The 9943-nt window shown below is 60.5% G+C and carries 9 protein-coding genes; 3 read left to right on the forward strand and 6 right to left on the reverse strand.

The annotated features are described in order from the left end of the window. Positions 1–104: 104 nt before the first annotated feature. The 5 genes from pyk to gcl all read right to left on the reverse strand — a co-directional run bounded on the left by pyk (position 105) and on the right by gcl (position 6759). Positions 105–1520 carry a pyruvate kinase gene (gene pyk / locus KGA85_RS20385; RefSeq protein WP_046037667.1) on the reverse strand — a complete coding sequence of 472 codons (1416 nt, stop codon included), beginning with the start codon at positions 1518–1520 and terminating at the stop codon, positions 105–107. After that, positions 1510–2790 carry a glycerate kinase gene (locus KGA85_RS20390; protein ID WP_223543338.1) on the reverse strand — a complete coding sequence of 427 codons (1281 nt, stop codon included), beginning with the start codon at positions 2788–2790 and terminating at the stop codon, positions 1510–1512. Before KGA85_RS20390 ends, pyk begins: the two co-directional genes overlap by 11 nt. Positions 2791–2943: 153 nt before the next feature. Continuing rightward, positions 2944–3837, reverse strand: coding sequence for a 2-hydroxy-3-oxopropionate reductase (locus KGA85_RS20395; RefSeq protein WP_223447959.1), 894 nt, complete (start codon positions 3835–3837; stop codon positions 2944–2946). A gap of 225 nt (positions 3838–4062) precedes the next feature. Continuing rightward, entirely contained in the window at positions 4063–4845 is a 783-nt protein-coding gene (hyi, locus tag KGA85_RS20400) for a hydroxypyruvate isomerase (protein WP_223460730.1), read from the reverse strand. A 138-nt stretch (positions 4846–4983) separates the two neighbouring features. Further along, positions 4984–6759 carry a glyoxylate carboligase gene (gene gcl, locus KGA85_RS20405; RefSeq protein WP_223460732.1) on the reverse strand — a complete coding sequence of 592 codons (1776 nt, stop codon included), beginning with the start codon at positions 6757–6759 and terminating at the stop codon, positions 4984–4986. A 268-nt stretch (positions 6760–7027) separates the two neighbouring features. Between gcl and KGA85_RS20410 the strand changes: the two genes are divergently transcribed. Beyond that, a complete protein-coding gene (locus KGA85_RS20410) occupies positions 7028–7468 on the forward strand; it encodes a GlcG/HbpS family heme-binding protein (protein WP_150757696.1) in 441 nt (146 codons plus the stop codon). 214 nt (positions 7469–7682) lie between these two features. Further along, on the forward strand, positions 7683–8141 hold the full coding sequence (locus KGA85_RS20415) for an REP-associated tyrosine transposase (RefSeq protein WP_223453508.1): 459 nt from the start codon (positions 7683–7685) through the stop codon (positions 8139–8141). Between the two features lie 119 nt (positions 8142–8260). Here the strand turns inward: KGA85_RS20415 and KGA85_RS20420 are convergent, their stop codons facing one another. After that, on the reverse strand, positions 8261–8869 hold the full coding sequence (locus tag KGA85_RS20420) for a TetR/AcrR family transcriptional regulator (RefSeq protein WP_015096199.1): 609 nt from the start codon (positions 8867–8869) through the stop codon (positions 8261–8263). A 134-nt stretch (positions 8870–9003) separates the two neighbouring features. Here KGA85_RS20420 and KGA85_RS20425 point away from each other — a divergent pair, with 134 nt between their 5' ends. After that, complete coding sequence (locus tag KGA85_RS20425) at positions 9004–9918, forward strand: DUF808 domain-containing protein (RefSeq protein WP_223538125.1); 915 nt, start codon at positions 9004–9006, stop codon at positions 9916–9918. Positions 9919–9943 lie beyond the last annotated feature (25 nt).

Consider the following 9943-nt stretch of genomic DNA (forward strand, 5'->3'; position numbering starts at 1 on the left):
CGCATCGCCGCTCCCACATTGAATCTTTGTTCAGTCATTGATTCTGTGGTGCACACAGATCAACTGTGGGAGCGGGCTTGCTCGCGAAGAGGCCAGTTCAAGCGCTAGATCAATGTCTCAATGCGCAAAGAGTTAGTCGACCCCGGCTGCCCAAACGGCACACCTGCTGTGATCAACAGTGTGTCGCCACGCTGCGCCATACCCTGGGCCTGGGCAATTTCCAGTGCCGTGGAGCAGACTTCATCGACCTGACGCAGGCGGTCATTGACCACCGAGTGCACACCCCACGCCACGCTCAGGCGACGGGCGGTTTGCAGGTTCGGCGTCAGGTTGAGGATCGGCACCGTCGGCCGCTCCCGCGCCGCGCGCAGGCTCGACGCGCCAGACTCGCTGTAGTTCACCAGCACCGCCACCGGCAGCACGTTACTGATGCGACGAATGGCGCAGCTGATCGCGTCGGAAACAGTCGCCTCGGCCTTCGGTCGGCTGACGTCGAGTTGAGTCTGATAGTCCGGACCGTTTTCCACCTGGCGGATGATCTTGCTCATCATCTGCACGGCTTCGAGCGGGTATTCGCCGGACGCGGTTTCCGCCGACAGCATTACCGCGTCTGCACCTTCGGCCACGGCGTTGGCCACATCGGTGACTTCGGCGCGAGTTGGCGCCGGTGAGAAGCGCATCGACTCCAGCATCTGCGTCGCCACCACCACCGGTTTGCCGAGCTGGCGGCAGGTGCTGATGATGTTCTTCTGGATCTGCGGCACGCTTTCGGCCGGCACCTCCACGCCCAGGTCACCACGGGCGACCATGATCGCGTCGCTCAATTCGGCAATCTCGCGCAGTTGTTCGACGGCCGAGGGCTTCTCGATCTTGGCCATCAGGAACGCCTTGTCGCCGATCAGGGTGCGGGCTTCGCGGATGTCATCGGGACGTTGCACGAACGACAGCGCCACCCAATCCACACCCAACTCCAGACCGAAGGTCAAGTCGCGGCGATCCTTGGCGGTCAGCGGGCTCAGGTCGAGCACCGCTTGTGGCACGTTCACGCCCTTGCGGTCCGACAGTTCGCCGCCATTGAGCACGGTGGTGTCGATGGCGTCGGCGTACTTGGTCACTACCCGCAGACGCAACTTGCCGTCGTCCAGCAGCAGGTCCATGCCGGGTTCCAGCGCGGCGATGATTTCCGGATGGGGCAGGTTGACCCGGCGCTCATCGCCCGGCGTGGCATCGAGGTCCAGGCGCAAGGCCTGACCGCGCACCAGTTGCACCTTGCCTTCGGCGAACTTGCCGACCCGCAGTTTCGGGCCTTGCAGGTCCATCAGGATGCCCAATGGATAGTTCAGCTGGCGCTCGACTTCACGAATCCACTGGAAGCGCTGGGCGTGGTCGGCGTGATCGCCATGGCTGAAGTTCAGGCGGAAGATGTTGACCCCGGCCAGCACCAGCTCACGGATGGCGTCGATGCCATCGGTGGCCGGGCCGAGCGTGGCGAGGATTTTGACCTTTTTATCAGGCGTCATGTTTAGTGCTCTCAAGGATCAGAATGGCGCGGAAGTCGTTGACGTTGGTACGGGTCGGCTCGGTGACGATCAGGGCGTCGAGCGCCTCGAAGTAGCCGTAACCGTTGTTGTTGTCCAACTCGTCGCTGGCGCTCAGGCCCCGGGCGGCAGCACGGGCGTAGCTGTCCGGGGTCATGATCGCGCCGGCGTTGTCTTCGGAGCCGTCGATGCCATCGGTGTCGCCGGCCAGCGCATAGACGCCGGGCAGGCCCTTGAGGCTGTCGGTCAGGCTTAGCAGGAACTCGGCATTGCGTCCGCCACGGCCATTGCCGCGCACGGTGACGGTGGTTTCACCGCCAGAGAGAATCACGCAGGGCCCTGCCAGTGGCTGGCCATGCAGGACGATCTGCCGTGCGATGCCGGCGTGGACTTTCGCCACCTCGCGGGATTCGCCTTCGAGGTCGCCGAGGATCAGCGGACTGAACCCGGCCTGACGGCATTTCACCGCCGCCGCATCAAGGGATTGCTGCGGGCGGGCGATCAACTGGAAATGACTGCGCGCCAGGTTCGGGTCGCCGGGTTTGACGGTTTCCGACTCGGGGCTTTGCAGCCAGGTGCGCACCGAAGCCGGAACCTCGATGGCGTAGCGTTTGAGGATCGCCAGGGCTTCGGCCGAGGTACTCGGATCGGCCACGGTGGGGCCGGAGGCGATGACCGTGGCGAGGTCGCCCGGTACATCGGAAATCGCATAGGTGTAAACCGTGGCAGGCCAGCAGGCTTTGCCCAGGCGGCCACCCTTGATCGCCGAGAGGTGCTTGCGCACGCAGTTCATCTCGCCGATGGTCGCGCCGGACTTGAGCAGGGCTTTGTTGATCGACTGCTTGTCGGCCAGGGTGATGCCTTCGGCCGGCAGTGCCAGCAAGGCAGAGCCACCACCGGAGAGCAGGAAGATCACACGGTCGTTCTCGCTCAGGTCGCTGACCAGTTCCAGCACACGCTTGGCCACGGCCAGACCTGCAGCGTCTGGTACCGGATGCGCGGCTTCGACCACTTCGATTTTTTCGCAAGGTGCGCCGTGACCGTAACGGGTCACCACCAGGCCGGACACTTCGCCCTGCCAGCAACGCTCGACCACTTGAGCCATGGCGGCGGCAGCTTTGCCGGCACCGATGACAATCACGCGACCGCTGCGGTCGGCAGGCAAATGGGCTTCGAGGACTTGTTGCGGATGCGCCGCGTCGATGGCTGTGGCAAACAGCTCGCGCAGCAATTGTTGCGGATCGACCGACATGGCGGGCTCCCGGAATTCTTGTTATTTGAAGGGCAACTCGGTCCAGTGTGGGAGCGGGCTTGCTCGCGAATGCGGCTTCAAATTCAACAGAGATGTTGACTGACCTGACGCTTTCGCGAGCAAGCCCGCTCCCACATAGGGATGGGGCAGGGCTTACTTCTTGTCGCGAATCGAGAAGTTCGCCATGTGTTCCAGACCCTTGATCAGCGCCGAGTGGTCCCAGTTGCTGCCGCCGATGGCTGCGCAGGTGCTGAACACTTGCTGGGTGTTGGCGGTGTTCGGCAGGTTGATGTTCAGCTCCTTGGCGCCTTGCAGGGCCAGGTTCAGGTCCTTCTGGTGCAGGCTGATGCGGAAGCCTGGATCGAAGGTGCCCTTGATCATGCGCTCGCCGTGCACTTCGAGGATCTTCGAGGACGCGAAACCGCCCATCAGTGCTTCACGCACCTTGGCTGGATCGGCACCGTTTTTCGAAGCGAACAGCAGGGCTTCAGCCACGGCCTGGATGTTCAGGGCCACGATGATCTGGTTGGCCACCTTGGCGGTTTGACCGTCGCCGTTGCCACCGACCAGGGTGATGTTCTTGCCCATGGCCTGGAACAGCGGCAGGGCGCGTTCGAAAGCGTCGGCATCGCCGCCGACCATGATGCTCAGGGTCGCAGCCTTGGCGCCGACTTCACCGCCGGATACCGGGGCGTCGAGGTATTGCGCGCCTTTTTCATTGATCTTTGCAGCGAAGGCCTTGGTGGCGGTCGGCGAGATCGAACTCATGTCGATGACGACTTTGCCCTTGCCCACGCCAGCAGCGATACCGTCGGCACGGAACAGCACGTCATCGACCTGCGGGGTATCGGGCACCATGACGATGATGAACTCGGCTTCCTGGGCAACTTCTTTCGGGTTCGCCAGGGCAACGGCGCCAGCGGCGATCAGGTCGGCAGGCGCAGGGTCGTGGTGGGCCGACAGGAACAGGCTGTGACCGGCTTTCTGCAGGTTCGCCGCCATTGGGTGGCCCATGATGCCGGTGCCGATAAATCCGATTTTAGCCATGAGAAAATCCTCTTGTTTTTATGTAGCCAAATTTTGTCTACGTAGCTGAGACGAGCACACCCTGTGGCGAGGGAGCTTGTCGGATCGCCGCATCGTCCCGCTCAGCTGCGAAGCAGTCGTAAATCCTGAGAGCCGGTTCTGCCTGATTCACCGCAGTGAATGGTTTGGGGGCGCTTCGCACCCCAGCGGGAGCAAGCTCCCTCGCCACAGAAACCCTGTTTAATCTCAGATCGCGTTATGAGTTTTCAGCCAACCCAGGCCCGCTTCAGTGGTGGTCAGCGGCTTGTATTCGCAGCCGACCCAGCCCTGATAACCGATGCGGTCCAGGTGTTCGAACAGGAAGCGGTAGTTGATTTCACCGGTGCCTGGTTCGTTGCGCCCCGGGTTGTCCGCGAGCTGCACATGGTTGATCTCGCCCAGGTGCGATTGCAGGGTGCGGGCCAGATCGCCTTCCATGATTTGCATGTGGTAGATGTCGTATTGCAGGAACAGGTTGGCGCTGCCGACCTGCTCGCGAATCGACAGGGCTTGCGCCGTGTTGTTCAGGTAGAAACCTGGGATGTCACGGGTGTTGATCGCTTCCATCACCAGCTTGATACCCGCCGCTTGCAGCTTGTCGGCCGCGTACTTGAGGTTGGCGACGAAGGTTTTCTCCACGGTGGCATCGTCAAAGCCCTGCGGACGAATACCGGCCAGGCAGTTGACCTGGTTGTTGCCCAGCACTTGCGCGTAAGCGATGGCCAGGTCGACACCGGCACGGAACTCTTCGACCCGGTCCGGCAGGCACGCGATACCGCGCTCGCCCTTGGCCCAGTCACCGGCCGGCAGGTTGAACAGCACTTGGGTCAGACTGTGTGCGTCGAGCTGGGCCTTGATTTCGGCGGAGCTGAAGTCGTACGGGAACAGGTATTCGACACCACTGAAGCCGGCCTTGGCGGCCGCTTCGAAACGGGCGAGAAAGTCCTGTTCGGTGAACAGCATGGACAGGTTGGCTGCGAAACGCGGCATGGTGGTCTCCCGTAAATGTGTGAAGCCCCCTTGTAGGAGCGAGCTTGCTCGCGAAAGCGGTGGGTCAGTCAACATCTCTGTTGGATGTGAAGCAGTCTTCGCGAGCAAGCCCGCTCCCACAGGGGGAGCGGTCAGCAGTTAATCGAGCAACGAAATCGCGGTCGGTGCGTCGTCGCCGACCAGCGCCAGGTCTTCGAATTCGTTGACGGCGTTGATCTCGGTGCCCATGGAAATGTTGGTCACGCGCTCCAGGATGATTTCGACGATCACCGGAACCTTGAACTCTTCGATCAGCTCCTGGGCCTTGCGCAGGGCAGGCTGGATCTGAGCCGGTTCGAACACACGCAGTGCCTTGCAACCGAGGCCTTCGGCAACTGCGACGTGGTCGACACCGTAACCGTTGAGTTCCGGGGCGTTCAGGTTGTCGAAGGACAGCTGCACGCAGTAGTCCATGTCGAAACCGCGCTGCGCCTGACGGATCAGGCCCAGGTACGAGTTGTTCACGACAACATGTATGTACGGCAGCTTGAACTGCGCGCCCACCGCCAATTCCTCGATCATGAACTGGAAGTCATAGTCCCCCGACAGGGCCACGACTTTACGGTTCGGATCAGCCTTGACCACGCCCAGTGCTGCAGGAATGGTCCAGCCCAACGGGCCAGCCTGACCGCAGTTGATCCAGTGGCGCGGCTTGTAGACGTGCAGGAACTGCGCGCCGGCAATCTGCGACAGACCGATGGTGCTGACGTAGCAGGTGTCTTTGCCGAACACCTGGTTCATTTCTTCGTAAACGCGTTGCGGCTTGACCGGCACGTTGTCGAAGTGAGTCTTACGCTGCAGGCTGGCTTTACGCTGCTGGCAGTCTTGCAGCCAGGCACTGCGGTTCTTCAGCTTGCCGGCGGCTTGCCATTCGCGAGCGACTTCGATGAACACGGTCAGCGCGGCAGCGGCGTCGGAAACGATGCCCAGGTCCGGGGTGAACACGCGGCCGATCTGGGTCGGTTCGATATCAACGTGAATGAACTTGCGGCCTTCGGTGTACACGTCAACGGAACCGGTGTGACGGTTGGCCCAACGGTTGCCCACGCCCAGAACCACATCGGACTTGAGCATGGTTGCGTTGCCGTAGCGGTGCGAAGTCTGCAGACCAACCATGCCCACCATCAGCGGGTGATCGTCCGGGATGGTGCCCCAGCCCATCAGGGTCGGGATAACCGGAATACCGGTCAGCTCGGCGAACTCCACCAGCAGGTCGCTGGCATCGGCGTTGATGATGCCGCCACCGGCCACCAGCAATGGGCGCTCGGCCTGATCCAGCATGGCCAAGGCTTTTTCAACCTGGACGCGGGTAGCGCTCGGCTTGGCCAATGGCAGCGGCTGGTAAGCATCGATGTCGAATTCGATTTCGGCCATCTGCACGTCGAACGGCAGGTCGATCAGCACCGGGCCTGGACGGCCGGAGCGCATTTCATAAAAGGCTTTCTGGAACGCGTAAGGCACCTGGCCCGGTTCCATGACGGTGGTTGCCCACTTGGTCACTGGCTTGACGATGGTGGTGATGTCGACAGCCTGGAAGTCTTCCTTGTGCATACGGGCGCGGGGTGCCTGGCCGGTAATGCAGAGGATTGGAATCGAGTCGGCCGAGGCGCTGTAGAGCCCGGTGACCATGTCGGTACCGGCAGGGCCGGAAGTCCCGATGCACACGCCGATGTTGCCGGCCTTGGTGCGGGTGTAGCCCTCGGCCATGTGCGAGGCGCCTTCAACGTGGCGAGCGAGTACGTGATCGATGCCGCCGACCTTTTGCAGGGCGGAGTACAACGGGTTGATGGCGGCACCCGGGATGCCAAAAGCGGTATCGACCCCTTCACGGCGCATCACCAGAACGGCGGCTTCGATTGCTCTCATTTTGCTCATGGTTTTGTGCCTCTTTACGTTTTGTAATTGTATACAAGTGGCTTTGCGCAGAGTGTATTCACGGCGGACGGCGCAGGTCAATCCATTTTCTCAAGCGCTTGTTTCATTCGTCGGAAGCCCGTTCTACTGTGGCTTTTCGTCGCATGTGGCGCCTTTCGAGAATTATTGTATACAAAAAAATAATTCATTGTGTTCTATTTGTTGCATCGGGCTGCGACGCAAGCGCGCAGCCCACCGACTTTCCGAAAAACAAAATGAGGACGGCACCATGAGCGCTTTAACCTTGAAAGTCGCAGTCAACCTGGTCAACGAGGCCATTACTGCAGGGCGTGCAATCTCTGCGGCACCCTTGACCATTGCGGTACTGGATGCCGGCGGGCATCTGATCACCCTGCAACGCGAAGACGGCGCCAGCCTGCTGCGCCCGCACGTCGCCATCGGCAAAGCCTGGGGCGCCATCGCGCTGGGCAAGGGTTCACGCCTGCTGGCGCTGGACGCCCAGCAACGCCCGGCGTTTATCGCCGCGTTGAACAGCCTGGGGCAGGGCAGCGTCGTGCCGGCACCGGGTGGTGTGCTGGTTCGCGATCAGGACGGGAACGTGCTGGGGGCGGTGGGGATCAGCGGCGATCTGTCGGATGTTGACGAGCAGTGCGCGATCAATGCCATCGAGGCGTTGGGGTTGGTGGCGGATGCTGGGGTGGCGGCTTGATCTTCGCTGACTGAACTACCGCTTTCGCGAGCAAGCCCGCTCCCACATTGGATTTTTTGCGTACACAAATTTTGTGAACGACAGCGATCAAGTGTGGGAGCGGGCTTGCTCGCGAAGGCGATCTCCCAGACACATCCAGCTAAAGGTCTACCCCATTATCCTGTAGCCGCTGAACTAGCCTTTCCATGACTTCAACATGAGAGAGGGCAAGGGAATGCCTGAGCTGTCAGCATCACACCGCCTGCGCATCGGCCGCTACGCCGAGCAAAACCGCATTTACCTACTGACTGCCAATACCCTGAAACGAGAACCTGTTTTCAGGGATTACACCCTTGGCAGACTGGTTGTTCACCAATTCAGGCAAGCACAGGATGACGGCTTTGCCGAGTCGTTGGCCTGGGTGGTCATGCCCGATCATTTTCATTGGTTGATTCAATTGAGTAAGGGTTCGCTCGGTCAACTGATGTGCCAAACAAAATCCTTGAGCACCCGAGCAATTAATGCGGCAACTGGCAGAACGGGGAGTCTCTGGCAACCGAGTTTTCATGACCGTGCGCTGAGAAAAGATGAAGATCTGGTAAAGCTGGCTCGATATGTTGTGGCTAACCCATTGCGGGCAGGGCTGGTCGAGAAGCTTGGTGACTATCCGTTGTGGGATGCGATCTGGGTTTAATCTAAAACCGAGTTGCCGCCATTCGCGAGCAAGCCCGCTCCCACATTTGACCGAGTTTCGCCAGGAGGATAGAGATTAAATGTGGGAGCGGGCTTGCTCGCGAATAGCCTTGATACGGTCTACCGCTCGGGCTCACACCCCTTCAACACCAACCGGATAATCGTCTGTGCCGCCGCTTCATAATCTTCTTCATCCAGCCGGGCCTTGCCGGTGATGGCGGTGATCTGCCAGTCGAAGTCGGCGTAGGTCTGGGTTGCGGCCCAGATGCTGAACATCAGGTGATTGGGGTCGATGGGGGCGATTTGCCCGCGGTCGATCCAGGTCTGGATGCACTCGATGTTGTGTTTGGCCTGGCCATTGAGCTGTTCGACCAGATCGCTGCTCAGGTGGGGGGCGCCGTGCATGATTTCGCTGGCGAACACCTTGGAGGCGAAAGGCAGGTCGCGGGAGATGCGGATTTTCGAGCGAATGTAGCCGCTGAGCACTTCACCGGGTTCGCCGTCTGGATTGAACGGTGTCGAAGCCTGCAGGATTGGCTCGATGATACTTTCCAGGACCTCGCGGTAGAGGTTTTCCTTGGATTTGAAGTAGTAGTAGACGTTGGGCTTGGGCAATCCCGCCTTGGCTGCGATGTCGCTGGTTTTGGTCGCAGCGAAGCCTTTGTCGGCGAATTCCTCACTGGCGGCACGCAGGATCAGTTGTTTGTTGCGCTCGCGGATAGTGCTCATAAACCGGGTGATTCCTTGCCTATTCTGGCGGTTGCGCATGGTATCACCGGCCTCGCGCGGCGCTCAAGAATGCACCGCAGCCCGTGATGCCGCGCTATGCTGCTGCGCATTCATTGCAGAAGGAAACCTGATTCATGGCAGGAAGCAGTTTGCTGGTGCTGATTGACGACATTGCCGCCGTACTGGACGACGTGTCATTGATGACCCAAATGGCCGCCAAGAAAACGGCCGGCGTACTCGGTGACGACCTGGCACTCAACGCCCAGCAAGTCAGCGGAGTGCGTGCCGAGCGGGAAATCCCGGTGGTATGGGCGGTCGCCAAGGGTTCGTTCATCAATAAATTGATCCTGGTGCCGTCGGCGCTGGCCATCAGTGCGTTCATTCCGTGGCTGGTTACACCGCTGTTGATGGTCGGCGGTGCCTATCTGTGCTTCGAAGGCTTTGAAAAACTCGCCCACAAGTTTCTGCACAGCAAGGCTGAAGATGTCGCCGAGCATGCGCAGTTGGTCGAGGCGGTGGCTGACCCTGCCACCGACCTGGTGGCGTTCGAAAAGGACAAGATCAAAGGCGCGATCCGCACCGACTTCATTCTTTCTGCGGAAATCATCGCCATCACCCTCGGCACCGTGGCCGGTGCTCCATTGACCCAGCAAATCATCGTGCTTTCGGGCATTGCCATTGTCATGACTGTCGGCGTGTACGGATTGGTGGCGGGTATCGTCAAGCTCGACGACCTGGGCCTGTGGTTGACCCAGAAACCTGGGCAGATGGCGAAAAGCATCGGCGGTGGGATTCTGCGTGCGGCACCGTACATGATGAAAAGCCTGTCGGTGATCGGCACGGCGGCGATGTTTCTGGTGGGCGGCGGGATCCTCACGCACGGTGTGCCGGTGGTGCATCACTGGATCGAAAGTGTCGGTGCGGCGGCGGGTGGCGGCGGATTTATCGTGCCGGTGCTGCTCAATGGCGTGGCGGGGATTGTCGCAGGGGCGGTGGTGTTGGTTGGCGTGATGGCTGTCAGCAAGATCTGGAAAGCCCTGAAAGGCTGAAGTCAGCACATAACAAATGTGGGAG

Origin of the sequence: Pseudomonas sp. GL-B-12 (assembly GCF_019955895.1) — a bacterium.
Classification (GTDB): domain Bacteria; phylum Pseudomonadota; class Gammaproteobacteria; order Pseudomonadales; family Pseudomonadaceae; genus Aquipseudomonas.

Bases quoted from the DNA above. Each gene is read 5' to 3' on its own strand.
- pyk (WP_046037667.1), bottom strand. From the start codon at position 1,520: ATGACGCCTGATAAAAAGGTCAAAATCCTCGCCACGCTCGGCCCGGCC.
- KGA85_RS20390 (WP_223543338.1), bottom strand. From the start codon at position 2,790: ATGTCGGTCGATCCGCAACAATTGCTGCGCGAGCTGTTTGCCACAGCC.
- KGA85_RS20395 (WP_223447959.1), bottom strand. From the start codon at position 3,837: ATGGCTAAAATCGGATTTATCGGCACCGGCATCATGGGCCACCCAATG.
- hyi (WP_223460730.1), bottom strand. From the start codon at position 4,845: ATGCCGCGTTTCGCAGCCAACCTGTCCATGCTGTTCACCGAACAGGAC.
- gcl (WP_223460732.1), bottom strand. From the start codon at position 6,759: ATGAGCAAAATGAGAGCAATCGAAGCCGCCGTTCTGGTGATGCGCCGT.
- KGA85_RS20410 (WP_150757696.1), top strand. From the start codon at position 7,028: ATGAGCGCTTTAACCTTGAAAGTCGCAGTCAACCTGGTCAACGAGGCC.
- KGA85_RS20415 (WP_223453508.1), top strand. From the start codon at position 7,683: ATGCCTGAGCTGTCAGCATCACACCGCCTGCGCATCGGCCGCTACGCC.
- KGA85_RS20420 (WP_015096199.1), bottom strand. From the start codon at position 8,869: ATGAGCACTATCCGCGAGCGCAACAAACAACTGATCCTGCGTGCCGCC.
- KGA85_RS20425 (WP_223538125.1), top strand. From the start codon at position 9,004: ATGGCAGGAAGCAGTTTGCTGGTGCTGATTGACGACATTGCCGCCGTA.